This window comes from Amycolatopsis nivea (assembly GCF_004522235.1).
Classification (GTDB): Bacteria; Actinomycetota; Actinomycetes; order Mycobacteriales; family Pseudonocardiaceae; genus Amycolatopsis; species Amycolatopsis nivea.
This window is the reverse complement of sequence record NZ_SDLT01000003.1, coordinates 218,071-233,540: the sequence shown is the minus strand read 5'-3', so window position 1 is coordinate 233,540 and position 15,470 is coordinate 218,071. Positions and strand designations below refer to the sequence as shown.

The following is a 15,470-nucleotide window of genomic DNA, read 5'->3' as shown; positions in this document are numbered from 1 at the left end:
CACGAAGGGCGATCGGGCTGGGAGCAGTTCAGCACACAAGCAGGTCGGCCCGCATGCGGTTTACCGGAGTGACCACAAAGGACAGTCAGGGAACCGGACAAGGGCGGCTGGGCCAGCGGGGCGTGAGTGTGTTCGGGCAAGGGTTCCGGGACTTCAGGCATCGCCGCCCCGCCTGGGAGGCTCGTCGGGACTCCGGCCGATAGCCTCGTCGGATTGGCGGGTCAGGCTCCGCTCGTTCGTCATGCCCGTGCGCACCAGGAAATGGGACTATCGATGACCAACCCGTTGATCGCGCCGGTGAAGGACTCCACGACCGCGATGTCCGGGATTCCTTTGCTGGAGGACGCGACCGGCCTCAAGACCGCGATCGAGAGCAAGAACTGGGCGGCCGTCGCGATCGGGGCGGTGGGCACCGCGATCGACGTGCTCACCGCGGTGATGGATCCGTTCGGCGCGATCTTCGCCGCGGGGGTCGGGTGGCTCATGGAGCACGTCGGGCCGCTCAAGGAGGCGCTCGACGCGCTCACCGGCAAAGCGGACGAGATCAAGTCCCAGGCGGAGACCTGGACGAATGTCGCCAAGGAGCTCGAAAGCGTCTCGGCGGAGCTGACCGAACTGGTCAAGAAGGACCTGCAGGACTGGAACGGCGAAGCGGCCGACACCTACCGCAAGAAGGCGGAAGACACCTCGGCGCTGATCGCCAGCGCGCAGAAGGGCAGCGAGGGCGCGGCGAGCGGGGTCAAGACTGCGGGCGAGATCGTCGCCGCCGTCCGGTCGCTGGTGCGGGACACGATCGCCGACCTCGTCGGGCACCTGATTTCGTGGGCTTTGCAGGTGCTGTTCACCGCGGGAATCGGGATGGCCTGGGTGGTTCCGCAGGTCGTCACCGCCGTCGCCAAGACCGCGTCGAGCATCGCGAAGGTCACTTCGAAGCTGGTCAAGGCGCTCAAGGCGTTGGTGCCGCTGCTGAAAAAAGCCGGCGTGCTGTTCGAGGACGCCGGCAAAGCGTTGAAGGGCCTCAAGAGCGGCAAGGCAGCGCCGACGCACACTCCCAAGGACATCAAAACCGGGAACAGGTCTCACCCCGGCGGAGACGAGGGCACGCATACTTCCAGCGCCGGAGGGGACAGCGGGCACCACGGCGGCAGCCACTCGAGCGGCAGCCACGAAAGCGGCGGCGAGCACGGCGGCGGCGGAGGGGCGGGCGGGCACACGTCGGCGTCCAGCAGTTCCTCCTCAGGCGGGGCCAGGGGGAACAGCGACGCCTCGCGGTCGCTCGACAAACAGGGCGAGAACTCGCGCAGCCTCGACAACATCTGCACCACCGGCGACCCGATCGACGTCGCGAGCGGCCAGATGGTGATGGCCGAGACCGACGCGACCTTCCTCAGCGCGCTGCCGATGGTCTTCGAGCGCACGCACTTCTCGGCGTTCCGCGCGGGCGGCTGGCTCGGCCCCGCCTGGGTGTCCACTTTGGACGAGCGGATCGAGGTGCACGAGGACCAGGTGTGGTTCGCCGGTGCGGACGGGATCGTCCAGGTGTTCCCCCGGCCGCGCGGAGACCAGTGGGTCGCCGCCGAGCACGGGCCCGCGCGGTATCTCGCCGAGGAGCCCGGCGGCGGATTCGTCCTCGAGGACCGCGAAAGCGAGCGGGTCCTGACCTTCGAACGAGGCAACGGCCCGGTCCGGCCGATCCGCTCGATCAGCGGCCGCGGCAAGGAGCACATCTACTTCCAGCGCGACCAGCACGGCACGCCGGTCGCGATGCGGCACAGCGGTGGCCACCTGATCCAGATCGCCACCGAAGGCGGGCTCGTGACCGGGCTGTCCACCGTCACCAAGGACGGGGACGAGGTGCCGTTGGTCCGCTACGGCTACACCGCGGGCAACCTCACCGAGATCACGAACGAATCCGGTCTCCCGTTCCGCTATGCCTACGACAACCTCGGGCGGATCGTCGAGTGGACGGACCGCAACGGCGAGTGGTACCGCTTCCACTACGACCGCGACGGCCGCGTCGTGCGCACCGAAGGCTCCGGCGACTGCCTCACCGTCACCATGCACTACGACCTGGCCGCCCGGATCACCCACGTCGTCGACTCGCTCGGCCGCCGCAGTGCCTACCACCTCAACGAAACCGGCCGGGTCGTGCGCGAGGTGGACCCGACGGGCGCGGCGCGCGCCTACGAATGGGACGCGCTGGACCGCCTGGTCGGCGAAACCGACGAAATGGGCAGGCAGCGGACCTACCGCTACGACGAAATGAACAACCTGGTCGCCCTCCAGCGGCCGGACGGCACGGAATTGACCATCGAACGCAACGACTTCGGCCAAGCCGTCCGCATGGCCGAGGCGCCCGGCGTCGAAACCCGCTGGGAGTACGACGAACGCGGCAACGTGACCCGCGTCGTCGAACCGGGCGGCGCGACCACCAGCTATACCTACGACGAGTGGGGCCACGTCGCGTCGGTCACCGATCCGAACGGCTCGACGCTGACCGTGGTGTCCGACGACGCGGGCAACCCGATCACCGTCACCGACGCCCGCGGCGCGACGACCGCTTACGCCTACGACTGCTTCGGCAGGCTCTCCGCGATCGTCGATCCGAACGGCGCAGCCGAGGAATTCGGTTACACCGTCAGCGGCGCGCTCGCCTGGCACCGCCTGCCGGACGGCTCGACGGAGGAATGGTTCTACGACGGAGAAGGCAACAACCGCCTGCACTCCGACGCCTCCTCGGCGATCGCCCAGCAGGAGGTGACCCATTTCGACCTGGTCTCGGCCGAGATCCGGCCGGACGGCACCCGGCTCGAATACTCCTACGACACCGAACTGCGGCTCACCGCGGTGACCAACGAACAGGGCCAGGTCTGGCGCTACGAATACGACCTGGCGGGCAACCTCTCCCGCGAGACCGACTTCGGCGGGGCCAGTTCGTCCTACGGCTACAACGCCGCCGGCGAGCTGACCGAGATCCGCAACCAGGAAGGCGAGGTCGTCACCCTGCGCCGCGACGTGCGCGGCAACATCGTCGAGGAAACCGTCGAAGGACCGTCCGGGACGCTGCACACCCGCTTCGAGTACGACGTCCTCGGCGAGCTCGTCGCCCTCGACGACGGGACGACCCGCATCGAGTACACCCGGGACGCGGCGAGCCGGATCGTCGGGGAAACGGTCAACGGGCGCGCCGTCCGCTCCGAACTCGACCCCGCGGGCAATCAGGTCCGGCGGCAGACGCCGTCCGGGGCGGAAAGCGTCTGGGAATACCGCGAAGCCGGGCTCCCGGCCGCGGTGCGCGCCGCCGGCCGGACCACCCGGTTCGAGTACGACCGGGCGGGCCGCGAAACCCTCCGCGCGTTCGGGCAGGACGCGGCGATCGTCCGCTCCTGGACCCCGGCCGGACGGCTCGCCCGGCAGGCGGTCCGGTCCGCGACCGGCGAATTCGGCCAGGACCGGCAGTACCACTACCGGCCCGACGGCCTTCCCGACCGGATCGACGACGGGACGGCCGGGTCGCGCTGGCTCGCGATGGACGTCCGCGGCCGGGTGATCTCGGTGCGCGCCCAGGGCTGGAACGAGCAGTACGCCTACGACCCGACCGGACGGCTCGTCGACGCCGACTGGCCCGCGCCCGAGGACGAGGACCGCCGCGGCAGGCGGGCGGGACCGGCTTCGGTGATCACCGAGGCGGGCGGCGTCCGCTACACCTACGACCAGTCCGGCCGGATGCGCACCCGCCGCCACGAGGACGGCCGGACCTGGACCTACACCTGGGGCCCGCTGAACCGGCTCGTCGCGGTCGAGGTCCCGGACGCCACGACCTGGCGCTACACCTACGATCCGCTGGGCCGCCGCATCCGCAAGGAACACTTCGCCGCCGACGGGACGACGCTGCTCGAACGCGTCGATTTCGCGTGGGACGGCGAAACGCTGGCCGAGGCGACCAGTTCCGGCCCCGGCGCCGCCGAAACCACGGTGTGGGACTACGAACCGGGCAGCTTCGTGCCGCTGCTGCAGCGCCGGCGCACCGGTTCCGCGGACCAGAAACGCGTCGACGAGCAGTTCTTCGCCATCGTGGCCGAACCGTCGGGCACGCCGACCGAACTGCTCGACGACCGCGGCGAGATCGCGTGGCAGTCCCGCAGCAGCCTGTTCGGCGTCGTCGTCGCCGAGTCCGGCGGCACCGGCATCCCGCTCCGGTTCCAGGGCCAGTATTTCGACGAGGAAACCGGGCTGCACTACAACTTCCACCGGTACTACGACCCGGTGCTCGCGCGGTACCTCAGCCCCGACCCGCTCGGGCTCGGCGGCGGACTCGACCCGCACGCCTACGTCAGCAACCCGCACGTCTCGGTCGACCCGCTCGGTCTCGTCGGGGGATCCTGCAACACCCCGCGCGGGTCCGGCGGCTCCGGCGGCGGTTCCCAGCGCGGCCGGGGCCGCACCCGCTCGCCCAGCCCCGGCCCGAACGGGGAGCGCCGCGTGCGCTCCCCCGGCGGCCGGGTTTACCAGGAGGGACCGCCCACCCTCGCGGCCGGCGCGCGCAGGCGCGAGCACTACGGCTACAAGAACCTGTCGCACAAGCATTCCACGATGCGGCCGCTGTTCGAGCGGAACGCCGTTTCGCCGCCGCCGAAGTTCCGCAGGCGCGGCGACGACACCAAGTGGTACATGGACCCGAACCGGCGCTACCAGACGCACGACTACCTCGGCAATCCCACCGGCATCGTCCGCGGCCACAGCAATGTCGTGATGGGCCACAACCCTTCGGCCGGAACCCATTTCAACCAGACCGGCCATCGGAACACGCCCGAACAGAACTTCGCGCACAACTCCGACGTGCGGATCTTCAAGCACCTCGAACCGAAGAGCAACTCCGCCGCGAGCGGATCCCAGGAACCCCGGTTCGGCGCCCCGGACCCGCGGGACTCCAACCGGGTCTACTGGGACAAGAACCACCGGGGCTATGTCGGCAATCCGGACCACGACTGGGATCTGGTGAGTCCGCAGCCGAGCCGGTCCTCCGGCCACCGCGGGTCAGGCGGCGGGAGTTACAGCGGCGGGTACAGCGGGAGTTACGGCGGCGGTTCCAGCAGTTACGGCGGCGGATCCAGCAGCCACGGCGGATACAGCGGTGGCTACGGCGGCAGCGGCGGGTACGGCGGCGGCAGCAGCTACGGAGGCAGCAGCAGCCGCCGGAACCACGGCTACGACTCCGACGACGACCTCTACGACGCCTGACCCCACGAGAAACCTCGAGCAAGAAGGCGTGGCCCGGGAAACCCCCGGGTCACGCCCCGCTCAGCTCTTCTCCAGGTACTCCGCCCGCTCCAGGTCGACGACGTCCGCCACCATCTGCGCCAGCCCCGGCAGCGAAGCCAGCTCCGGATCGCCCGTCACGATCTCCTGAGCCTGCGCCCGCGCCTCGGTGATCACGTCCTCGTCCCGCAGCAACGACAGCAGTTTCAGCCCGGACCGCTTGCCCGACTGCGCCGCACCGAGGATGTCGCCCTCCCGGCGCAGTTCCAGGTCCAATCGGGACAGTTCGAACCCGTCCGTGGTGGACTCGACCGCCGCCAGCCGCTCGCGCGTGGAAGTGCCGTCCAGGGTTTCCGTGACCAGCAAACACAATCCGGGCACGCTCCCCCGCCCGACCCGGCCGCGCAGCTGGTGCAGCTGGCTCACGCCGAAGCGGTCGGCGTCGAGGATGACCATCGCCGTCGCGTTGGGGACGTTCACGCCGACCTCGACCACGGTCGTCGCGACCAGCACCTCGACCTTCCCCGCGCCGAACGCCTGCATGACGGCGTCCTTCTCGTCCGTCGGCATCCGGCCGTGCAGGGCGGCGATCTTCAAGCCCTTCAACGCGCCGTTGGCGAGATCCGGCGCGACGTCCAGCACCGCGAGCGGCGGACGCTTGTCGCTCTTGTCCGACGGCGGTTCGTCGCCGATCCGCGGGCACACGACGTACGCCTGGTGTCCCTTGCCGACTTCCTCGCTGACCCGCTGCCACACCCGGTCGAACCACGCGGGCTTCTCCGCGACCGGCACGACCGTCGTCTTGATCGGCGAGCGGCCGACCGGCATTTCGCGCAGGGCCGAGATTTCCAGGTCGCCGTAGACCGTCATGGCGACCGTGCGCGGGATCGGCGTCGCCGTCATGACCAGCACGTGCGGACTCGTCGAATCGGCCCCGCGCGAGCGCAGCGCGTCCCGTTGCTCGACGCCGAACCGGTGCTGTTCGTCCACGACCACGAGCCCGAGATCGGCGAACTGCACGGTGTCCTGGATCAGCGCGTGCGTGCCGACGACGATGCCCGCCTCGCCGCTTACCGTCTCCAGCAACGCTTTCTTGCGTTCCTTCGCGCCCATCGACCCGGTGAGCAGCGTGATCCGGGTGGAATTCTCGGCCGCGCCGAGCTCGCCCGCCATCCCGATGTCGCCGAGCATTTCGCGCAGCGAGCGCGCGTGCTGCGCGGCCAGTACCTCGGTGGGCGCGAGCATCGCCGCCTGCCGTCCGGAATCGACGACCTGCAGCATCGCCCGCAGCGCGACCACCGTCTTGCCGGAACCGACCTCGCCCTGCAGCAGCCGGTTCATCGGATGCTCGGTCGACAGGTCGGCCGCGATCTCGTCGCCGATCGCGCGCTGGCCCGCGGTGAGGTCGAACGGCAGCCGTTTGTCGAACGCGTCGAGCAGGCCGCCGTCGACGTGCGGGCTCGCTTTCGCCGGACGCGACACCGCGGAATGCCTGCGCTGCGCGAAAATCAGCTGCACGGCCATCGCTTCGTCCCACTTGAGCCGGTGCCGCGACGACTCCAGGTGCGCCCAGTCCTCCGGGCGGTGGATGCCGCGCAGCGCGCGCTCGAGGCCGGGCAGCCCGTGCCGTTTGCGCAGTTCCTCGGGCATCGGGTCCTCGCCGACCTCCAGCACGTCCAGCACCTGCCGCACGCATTTGGCGATCGACCAGGTCGGCATGCCTTGCGCCGCCGGGTAAACCGGGATGATCTCGGCGAGGAAATTGTCGACCGCCTCGGCCTCGCGTTCGGCGTCGAGCAGTTCGTACTCCGGGTTGGCCAGCTGCAGCGTGTCCCGGAACGCGGTGACCTTGCCCGCGAACAGCCCGGTCTTGCCGGGGGCCAGCTCCTTCTCGCGCCACGCCTGATTGAAGAACGCGCACGCGAGCCGTCGCTTGCCGTCGGTGATCACCATGTCGAGGATGGTGCCGTTGCGGGACTTCATCCGGCGCTTGCTGATCTTCTCGATCCGCGCCAGCACGGTCGCGTGCTCGCCGAGCTCCAGCCCGGCGATGTCGGTCAGCTCGCCGCGTTCGGCGTAGCGGCGCGGATAGTGGCGCAGCAGATCGGAAACCGTCTCGATGTCGAGCGCACTCGAGAGCGCCTTCGCCGTTTTCGCGCCCAGCAGCAGCGGGAGCTTGTCGCGAAGCCCGGCCATGATTATTCGACCCCCATCAGCAGCACAGCGTCGTTTTGCCCGCCGGCGTAACTCGTCAACTCCACCTCGGGGTGCTCCAGCCGCAGTTGCTCGGCGAGCTCGGCGGCCACCCTCGGCGGAGCGTCCGCCCCGCTCAGGACGGTGACCAGCTCGCCGCCGAGCGCCAGCATCCGGTTCAGCACGCTGACCGCCGCCGCGACGAGATTCGTCGCCGACGCCGGGGCGGGCTCGATCAGCACCACCTCGTCGTCGACCAGGCCGATCACGTCGCCGGACTGGGCCCGGCCCACCCAGGTTAGCGACTCCTCGTGCGCGATCCGCAGCTCGCCACGCCTGGTCGCGGCGGCCGCCTCGGCCATCGCGACGACGTCGTCGTTGACCCGGCGTCCGCTGTCGTGCACCGCGAGCGCGGCCAGCACCTGCACCGGCGACGCGCACGGGATCACCACGACGTCGCGCTCGCCCGCCATCGGATGCCCGGCGGCGGTGTCGGCGGCCGCGGTGAGATCCGGCCCGCCCGGCAGGACGCTCAGATGCTGTCCGGCCGCCTCGTTGAACAGCCCGATCATGTCCTCGACGCTCGGCGTCTCGCCCTCGGGCACCGCCAGCACAGCGACGCCCTCGGCGCGCAGCAGCTCGGCGAGCCCGCCGCCGCGCACCACCGCGACCACAGACCGGTCGATACCGCCACCGGGTTCGATCGGCGTCGGCGTGATCAGCGGTTCGACCCGGATCTTCCGCGGCCTGCCCAGCTGCAGCCCGGCTTCGATGGCCGCGCCGATGTCCGCGCAATGGACGTGCACCGCGTGGCTGCCCGAACCGTCGCCCGCCACGGTCACGCTGTCGCCGAACCCGCTCAGTTCCTTCCGCAACGCCGGCAGCCGGTCCTCGTCGACCTCGTCCAGCAAGTACATGACCTCCCACGCGTACGGCGCCTGCTCCGGCAGCGCAGCGACCGCCTTCAGGTCGTGCCCGGGATCCTCGGGTTCGCCGGTAATCACCCCGGCCAGCGCGTCGAGCACCGCGACCAACCCGCGCCCCCCGGCATCGACGACTCCCGCCTTGGCCAGCGCGGGCAGTTGCTTGGGCGTCTCCTCCAGCGCCGCCGCGGCCACGGTGACGACCTCGCGCGCGACCTCGGGCAACGTCCGCGTCGTGTCTCGGACGGCGGCGGCAACGGCGTGCAGGACGGTCAGCATCGTCCCGGCGACCGGCCTGCTGACCGCGCCCGTGGCGGCCTGGTCCGCGTGCCCCAGCGCAGCGGCGAGACCCGATCCGTCAAGGTCGCCGCCAGTGGCCGCCCAGTCCGCCATCCCCCGCATGACCTGGGACAGGATCACTCCCGAATTGCCCCGCGCGTGCGCCACCGCCCCGCGCGCCAGCACCGCCAGCGCCTCAGCCGCGTCGGCCGGTTCCGCCGCGGCGAGCGCCTCCTGCGCGCCGGTCATCGTGTACAGCAGGTTGGAGCCGGTGTCCGAGTCCGCGACCGGGTAGACGTTGATGCCGTCGATGGCCGCGCGCAGCCTGTCCAAGCTGCGCACAGAGGCCGCCGCCCAGCCCGACACCGCCGCCGCGTCCAGCACCCGCACCCCGTAACCTCCTAGCCGGTCCCCGCGAGGGTAACGACCCCGCGGCAAGCCCCCCGAGACCACTCGTTACTATGGTCGAGTTGCCCGGCACGTTCGGGCGCGCATTCTTTGTCCCATATCCAGAGGAGTTCGACGTGGCTGCCGTGTGCGACGTCTGTGGCAAGGGACCCGGCTTCGGCAAGTCGGTCTCGCACTCCCACCGGCGTACCAACCGCCGGTGGAACCCGAACATCCAGGTTGTGCACGCGAAGGTCGGCGTGTCCCAGCGCAAGCGCCTGAACGCCTGCACCTCGTGCATCAAGGCTGGCAAGGTCGTACGCGGCTGAGTTCAGATTTCAGGGTGGCGAGTGCTCGTGGAGAGCACTCGCCATTTTTCTGCGCTCAGGTGTCTTCCGGGGGTCGAACCCCCGGGCCCCCGCCAGGGGGCAAGCCCCCTGGACCCCCGCGTTGGGTCGCCTTGGGGTCGGAACTTGAGCTGGGGCGAGGAAAGGGGCGAGTGCTTCGGCACCCGCCCCTTTTTCGTCACCGCAGGAAGTTCGCCAGCACCTCTCGCAGGGACTCCGGCGCGTTCAGCACCCCGTGGTCCTGCCCCGGGATCTCCTCATACCGCCCATGCGCGACCGCGCCCGCCACGGCTTTGGCGGACGACGTCATCCACGCCTCCCCCGCGCCGCCGGACAGCGACAGCACCGGGACGGTGATCGCCGCCAGCCGGTCCGTCGGCAGGTAGTTGCCGCGGCCGCACACGGTCAGGTCGTACGGCAGCGTGTGCGCCAGTCCGACGAACCAGCCCCACACCGGCGCGGACTTCATTGAGTCCACCACCGAGGCCGGGGTCCCGGTGCCCTCGACCAGGAATAACTCGACCGCGCCGTCCCGGTCGCCGTCGGCGAGGCAGGCGCTGACCCGGTCCACCAGGTCTTCAGCCGGCCGTGGGCGGTCGTCGCCGATGAACGGTGGTTCGTACACCGCCACCTTCGTGATCGGCAGTCCGCGCGCCGCCGCTTCCAGGGCCAGGATCGCGCCGGACGAGTGGCCGAACACCGCGGCCGAGCCGCCGACGGCCTCGATCAGCACCTCGAGGTCGTCGATCTCGCGCTCGACGGCGTAGACCGGCGCGTCGCCGCTGTCGCCGCGGCCTCTCCGGTCGTAGGCGACGGCGGTGAAACCTGCGTCGGCGAGCACCGCGGCGAGCGCGGCGACGGTCGTGCGGTCGTTCACCGCGCCGCCGACCAGCAGCACCGGCGAACCCGTGCCGTAGGTGTCGAAGGCGATCGGGGTGCCGTCGGCGGACGTGACGGTGGCGGTCATGGCGTTCCTCCAGGGTTTCAGTCGCTGCTTACCCTGGTGGTCGGCGCCGATCGCCGGAACTGGACACGCCGCGTCAGGGAAGTTTCCAGTCGAGCGGTTCCGCGCCCTGCTGGACCAGCAGCTGGTTCGCCCGGCTGAACGGCCGCGACCCGAAGAAGCCGTTGCGCGCCGAAAGCGGGCTCGGGTGCGCCGATTCGATGCACGGCACCTCGCCGAGCATCGGCCGCAGGTTCCGCGCGTTGCGGCCCCACAGGATCGCCACCAGCGGTCCGCCGCGCGCGGCGAGCGCCTTGATCGCCTGCTCGGTGACCTGTTCCCAGCCCTTGCCCTGGTGCGAGTTCGACTTGTGCGGCTGCACGGTGAGCGACCGGTTCAGCAGCAGCACGCCCTGCTCCGCCCACGGGGTCAGATCGCCGTTGGACGGGGTCGGATGGCCGAGGTCCTCGCAGTACTCCTGGTAGATGTTGATCAGGCTCTTCGGGATCGGCCGCACGTCCGGGGCCACCGAGAAGCTCAGGCCGACCGCGTGCCCCGGCGTCGGGTACGGGTCCTGGCCGACGATCAGCACGCGGACGTCGTCGAACGGCTGCTTGAACGCGCGCAGCACGTGCTCGCCCGCGGGAAGATAGGTGCGGCCCGCGGCGATCTCGGCGCGGAGGAACTCCCCCATCGCGGCGACCTGCGGGGCCACTGGTTCAAGGGCTTTCGCCCAGCCGGCTTCGACGATTTCGTCCAGCGGTCGTCCAGTCACGGCCCGCGAGCCTAGCGCCACGTGCCCGAGGTCACCGGGGCGGGTCCAGCCTGCGCAACTCCGCCCGGAACCGGGCTCCGCGCCGGACGTAGGAATCCACGACCGCGGCGATCTGGTCTTCGGAAAACGACTTGTTCGGCCGCGTTTTCGCCGGAACTCCCAGTGCGATCTCGCCGGTGCCGACGCGCGATTCGTACGACAGCACCGCGCCCGCGCCGACCATGCCGCCGTCCTCGATCACGCTTCCGTTCAGCACCACCGAACCCGACGCGATCAGGCAGCCGGTGCCGATCGTCGCGCCCTCGATGTGCACCGCGTGCCCGACCGCCGAGGACGGGCCCACGATCGTCGGATGCCGCGCGGTGCAGTGGACGACGCAGCCGTCCTGCACGTTCGAACGTTCGCCGATCTCGATGTACCCGTGGTCGCCGCGCAGCACCGTCTGCGGCCAGACCGAGGCGCGCGCGCCGATCCGGACGTCGCCGATCACGGTGGCGTCGGGATGGACGTAGGCGTCCGGGTGGATGGTCGGGACCAGGTCGCCGAGCGCGTAGATGGCCAATGCCGCCTCCGGGTCGTTCAGTGTTGTCGGTCGCGGGCCAGATCCTTGCCGTAGTACCGGCTTTCGGGCATTTCGCCGTAATAACCGAAAGCCGGGACCTCGACGTAGCCCGACGAACGGTAGAGGGCGATCGCTTCCGGCTGTTCGGTGCCCGTCTCCAGCACGACGCGGAGGCGTCCGGCAGCGACCGCGGTGCGCTCCAGTTCGGCGAGCATCGCGCGGGCGAACCCGCGGCCCCGCGCGGATTCGACCACGTACATCCGTTTCAGCTCGACGTCGCCGGGCCGGAACGTCGGCTCGGGACCGTCGTGCGCGCGCCACGCGCCGGACGCCACCGGCACGTCGTCCAGGTACCCGACCAGGAACAGGCCCCGCGGCGGCGCGAACTCCGCGGGGTCCATCGGGGTCTCGTCCTCGGAGCCGTAGCGGCGCACGTACTCCAGTTGCACCTCGGCCATCAGCTTGGCGGCGTCGGGGTGGTCGAAGGCGACGGCACGGATGTCCACGGCGCCAGCCTAATGAAGGATCACTGCTGCCAGTGCTCCCAGCCGCCCTGCTGGTCGTACTCGCGCCCGTCCACGGTGACGCCGGATCCGGGCATGGTGACCACGCCGATCTTGCGCCAGCCCTCGGGCAGGTCGTCGAACGGCGGGAACGTCGCGACCAGCGCGTGGTCCTCGCCGCCGGTCAGCACCCACTGCATCGGGTCCGCGCCGAGCGCGCTGCCGACCTCCTTCAGCCGCGTCGGCACCTCGAGCAACGCGGTCTGCACGTCGAGCCCGACCTCGGAAGCCGCGGCCAGGTGCGCGAGGTCGGCGAGGAGCCCGTCGGACACGTCCATCATCGCCGTCGCACCGGCGTGCGCGGCCTGCGGACCGGCCGCGTACGGCGGTTCCGGGCAGCGCTGCGCGTTCACCACGCCGACCGGCGACCGGAATCCGCGGCGCAGCACCGCGAGCCCGGCCGCGGCCCAGCCGAGCCGCCCGCACACCGCGAGCACGTCGCCGGGGCGCGCGCCGGAGCGGGTCACCGGTTCGCGGTCTTCGAGGTCGCCCAATGCGGTGACGCTGATCACGAGCTGGTCCGCGCTCACGAGATCGCCGCCGGACACCCCGATCCCGGCCGCGTTCGCCTCGGCCCACATGCCGTCCATGATCTCGGTCACGACCTGCGCCGGGGTGTCGGCCGGGCACGCGATCCCGACGACCACCGACGTCGGTTTCGCGCCCATCGCCGCGACGTCGGACAGATTCACCGCGACCGCCTTGCGCCCGACCTGCTCCGGGCTCGACCAGTCGAGCCGGAAGTGCACGCCGTGGACCAGCACGTCGGTCGTGACGACCACGCGGCCGTCCGGCGCGGCGAGAACCGCCGCGTCGTCGCCCGGGCCCAGCAGTGTCGACGGCGGCTGCGCGCGTCCTTCGGTGACCCGCCGGATCAGGCCGAACTCGCCTGTCGCGGCCACCGAGTGCTCGTCCGGTGACACCGGTCACCTCCTGTTTCCCTCGCCTGTGTCGGATCGGCCACCGACAATCGGATCCCCTAGGTTTTTCCCAGGGCTGGCGCTACGTTTCCTACACCGTTCCTACCTCGACTAGACCGCCACCGACGAAAGGGCACGCCGTGGTCCACGCATACATCCTCATCCAGACCGAGGTCGGCAAGGCGGCCGCGGTGGCTGCGGAGATCGCCGGGGTCCCGGGCGTGACCAGCTCCGAGGACGTCACCGGCCCGTACGACGTGATCGTGCGCGCGGCCGCGGACACGGTGGACCAGCTCGGCCAGCTCGTCGTCGCCCGCGTGCAGAACGTGCAGGGGATCACGCGCACGCTGACCTGCCCGGTCGTGCATCTCTGAGCCGTGGTCCACTGAGGCGGTGGCAGACACCGACACCGGGGCTCCTCCGAAGGTCGTCCTCGTCACCGCGTCGTTGCTCGTGGCCGCGCTGGCGGTCGCGGTCGCGGTCGTCGCGCTGACGAAGAGCTCTTCGGGACAGCCCGATCCGAACCAGCCGCTCGCGCTCGTGTCCGTTCCCGCGCCGCAGGCCGGGTCGCCGGACTGCGCGAAGCTGATCGCCGGGGTCCCGGCCACGCTCACGTCGAACGGCAAGGAACTGTCGCCGCGCACGCTCGCCGAGCCCGCGCCGAAGGCCACCGTCGCGTGGGGCGAACCGGATCCGGTCGTGCTGCGCTGCGGCCTCGAACGCCCGCCGGAGCTCACCCAGACCGCGCAGCTGCGCGTGGTCAACAAGGTGCAGTGGCTGCAGATCGAGCAGGGCGGTTCGGCCACCTGGTACGCGGTCGACCGGCCGGTCTACGTCGCGCTGACCGTCCCGGCAAGCGCCGGGACGGGACCGCTGCAGGCCATTTCGGACGCTATCTCCGCCAAGCTGCCCGTCAAGCCTCTGAAGTTCTAGCCGCGATCGTCTCCAGCGACTCGCCAGTAGTACGCGGGCCGAGCACCGCCACGTCGACCATCAGCAGCACCATCGCACCCGCGACCACCGCGAACATCGTCGTCGCACCCGCCGAATGCAGAACCGGCAGCAGCACGAACGGCATCGCCGCCGTCGCCAACCGGGACAACGCGTAGGCCGAACCGGCGGCGGTGCCGCGCAGCGACGTCGGGAACAGTTCGCCCTGGTAGGTGTGGAAGGCGTTGGAGAAAACGTTGCTGACGGCGGTGTAGCAGAAGCCGAACACCGCGATCAGCACGCCGGACGTCGCGTAGCCGAAGGCCAGCCCGAACACCGCCATCGCCGCCGCGCTCGCGACGATCAGCCACTTGCGTTCCAGCCGTTCGATGATCGGGATGGACAGCGCCGAGCCGATCGGATAGCCCAGGAAGGTGAGCGCGCTGAACGTCAGCGACGTGACGAGGCCGAAACCCTTGGCGGCCAGCACAATCGGCACCAGCGAACCGAATCCGTAGTAGCCGAACGATTGCAGCAGCTGGAAGACGTACAGCATCGCCGTGCGACGGAACCACGGCGGACGCAGCAATGCCGACGCGCGCACGGGTTCGGGCGCGGGTGGTTCCGGCTCCGGTTCGGGCAACGGCTGCGGCGCGCTCGCTTCGAGCTTGCGCACGACCTCGTCCGCTTCGCCGATTCTTCCTTGTGCCGCAAGCCAACGCGGTGATTCCGGCAGCGTGAACCGCAGCGCCCACACGACCGCCGCGCCCAGCGCACCGATCACGAACAGCCAGCGCCAGCCGTCGATGCCGAGCGGCGCGTGCCCGACGAGCGCACGGGCGAGGAATCCGGCAGCGGGGACGCCGCAGAAGCCGATGGTGTAAGCCCAGGCTGTCGCCCGGCCGCGGGCGCGCGCGGGCAGCAGGTCGGCGAGGTAGGCGTCAGCGACCGGCAGTTCCGCGCCGATGCCGATCCCGGCGATGAACCGGCAGATCACCAGCATCCACACGTCCGTGCTGAACGCGCCGAGCAGCGTGAACACCGAGTACAGGCCCAGGGTGAGCAGGAACGCGCGGCGCCGGCCGAGCCGGTCGGCCAGCCTGCCGAGGAACACCGCGCCCACGAACGCGCCGACGAACGCCGACGCCAGGACGTACTTCAGCGTCGTCGGGGTGACGCCGAACTCCTTGGTGAGGACGGTGCTGATGGTCGCGGCGAGGAACAGGTCGTAGAGGTCGAAGAAGGTCGCGATGCCGACCACTGCGACGAAGTACCGGTGCCGCCGGGTGACCGGGAGCCGGTCGAGCCGGGATGCGATCTGCACGCGCTGTTTTCCTTACGGTGGGGACAGGCCGTTCGTTCGAGGGCCATCGTAAGGTCGCCGGCCTG

12 protein-coding genes are annotated in these 15,470 nt (G+C 70.6%); 4 read left to right on the top strand and 8 right to left on the bottom strand.

Going from position 1 to position 15,470, the window contains the following annotated elements; genetic code table 11:
* The first annotated feature begins 273 nt into the window (after nt 1-273).
* Nucleotides 274-5,241: an RHS repeat-associated core domain-containing protein gene (locus EIZ44_RS05070; RefSeq protein WP_167753966.1), complete on the top strand. Its 4,968-nt coding sequence runs from the start codon at nt 274-276 to the stop codon at nt 5,239-5,241.
* Nucleotides 5,242-5,301: 60 nt separating this feature from the next.
* Here the strand turns inward: EIZ44_RS05070 and recG are convergent, their stop codons facing one another.
* Both recG and EIZ44_RS05060 read right to left on the bottom strand, forming a co-directional pair.
* Nucleotides 5,302-7,455 (bottom strand): ATP-dependent DNA helicase RecG, encoded by a 2,154-nt coding sequence (gene recG / locus EIZ44_RS05065; RefSeq protein ID WP_043835411.1) that lies wholly within the window; start codon nt 7,453-7,455, stop codon nt 5,302-5,304.
* A 2-nt stretch (nt 7,456-7,457) separates the two neighbouring features.
* The gene (locus EIZ44_RS05060) at nt 7,458-9,044 is read right to left on the bottom strand and encodes a DAK2 domain-containing protein (RefSeq protein ID WP_134727844.1); all 1,587 of its coding nucleotides are present in this window, start codon (nt 9,042-9,044) and stop codon (nt 7,458-7,460) included.
* A gap of 134 nt (nt 9,045-9,178) precedes the next feature.
* Here EIZ44_RS05060 and rpmB point away from each other — a divergent pair, with 134 nt between their 5' ends.
* On the top strand, nt 9,179-9,370 hold the full coding sequence (rpmB, locus tag EIZ44_RS05055; protein ID WP_009074135.1) for a 50S ribosomal protein L28: 192 nt from the start codon (nt 9,179-9,181) through the stop codon (nt 9,368-9,370).
* A 196-nt stretch (nt 9,371-9,566) separates the two neighbouring features.
* Here rpmB and EIZ44_RS05050 read toward each other — a convergent pair whose 3' ends face one another.
* The 5 genes from EIZ44_RS05050 to EIZ44_RS05030 all read right to left on the bottom strand — a co-directional run bounded on the left by EIZ44_RS05050 (nt 9,567) and on the right by EIZ44_RS05030 (nt 13,154).
* A complete protein-coding gene (locus EIZ44_RS05050) occupies nt 9,567-10,355 on the bottom strand; it encodes an alpha/beta fold hydrolase (protein WP_037811704.1) in 789 nt (262 codons plus the stop codon).
* 73 nt (nt 10,356-10,428) lie between these two features.
* The gene (locus EIZ44_RS05045; RefSeq protein WP_037811706.1) at nt 10,429-11,106 is read right to left on the bottom strand and encodes a uracil-DNA glycosylase; all 678 of its coding nucleotides are present in this window, start codon (nt 11,104-11,106) and stop codon (nt 10,429-10,431) included.
* Between the two features lie 31 nt (nt 11,107-11,137).
* Entirely contained in the window at nt 11,138-11,668 is a 531-nt protein-coding gene (locus EIZ44_RS05040) for a gamma carbonic anhydrase family protein (RefSeq protein WP_134727843.1), read from the bottom strand.
* A gap of 17 nt (nt 11,669-11,685) precedes the next feature.
* A complete protein-coding gene (locus tag EIZ44_RS05035) occupies nt 11,686-12,174 on the bottom strand; it encodes a GNAT family N-acetyltransferase (RefSeq protein WP_134727842.1) in 489 nt (162 codons plus the stop codon).
* Between the two features lie 20 nt (nt 12,175-12,194).
* The gene (locus tag EIZ44_RS05030) at nt 12,195-13,154 is read right to left on the bottom strand and encodes a thiamine-phosphate kinase (protein ID WP_037811712.1); all 960 of its coding nucleotides are present in this window, start codon (nt 13,152-13,154) and stop codon (nt 12,195-12,197) included.
* A gap of 137 nt (nt 13,155-13,291) precedes the next feature.
* On the opposite strand from EIZ44_RS05030, the gene EIZ44_RS05025 reads away from it, so the two are divergent.
* On the top strand, nt 13,292-13,525 hold the full coding sequence (locus EIZ44_RS05025; RefSeq protein ID WP_037811714.1) for an Lrp/AsnC ligand binding domain-containing protein: 234 nt from the start codon (nt 13,292-13,294) through the stop codon (nt 13,523-13,525).
* A gap of 19 nt (nt 13,526-13,544) precedes the next feature.
* Nucleotides 13,545-14,084 (top strand): DUF3515 domain-containing protein, encoded by a 540-nt coding sequence (locus tag EIZ44_RS05020; protein WP_134727841.1) that lies wholly within the window; start codon nt 13,545-13,547, stop codon nt 14,082-14,084.
* Here EIZ44_RS05020 and EIZ44_RS05015 read toward each other — a convergent pair.
* Nucleotides 14,065-15,405, bottom strand: coding sequence for an MFS transporter (locus tag EIZ44_RS05015; protein ID WP_037811717.1), 1,341 nt, complete (start codon nt 15,403-15,405; stop codon nt 14,065-14,067). The two genes, EIZ44_RS05020 and EIZ44_RS05015, sit on opposite strands and share 20 nt — an antisense overlap.
* Between the last annotated feature and the right edge of the window lie 65 nt (nt 15,406-15,470).

Coding starts and splice junctions, on each gene's coding strand:
- EIZ44_RS05070 (WP_167753966.1), top strand. CDS start 274: ATGACCAACCCGTTGATCGCGCCGGTGAAGGACTCCACGACCGCGATG.
- EIZ44_RS05050 (WP_037811704.1), bottom strand. CDS start 10,355: ATGACCGCCACCGTCACGTCCGCCGACGGCACCCCGATCGCCTTCGAC.
- recG (WP_043835411.1), bottom strand. CDS start 7,455: ATGGCCGGGCTTCGCGACAAGCTCCCGCTGCTGCTGGGCGCGAAAACG.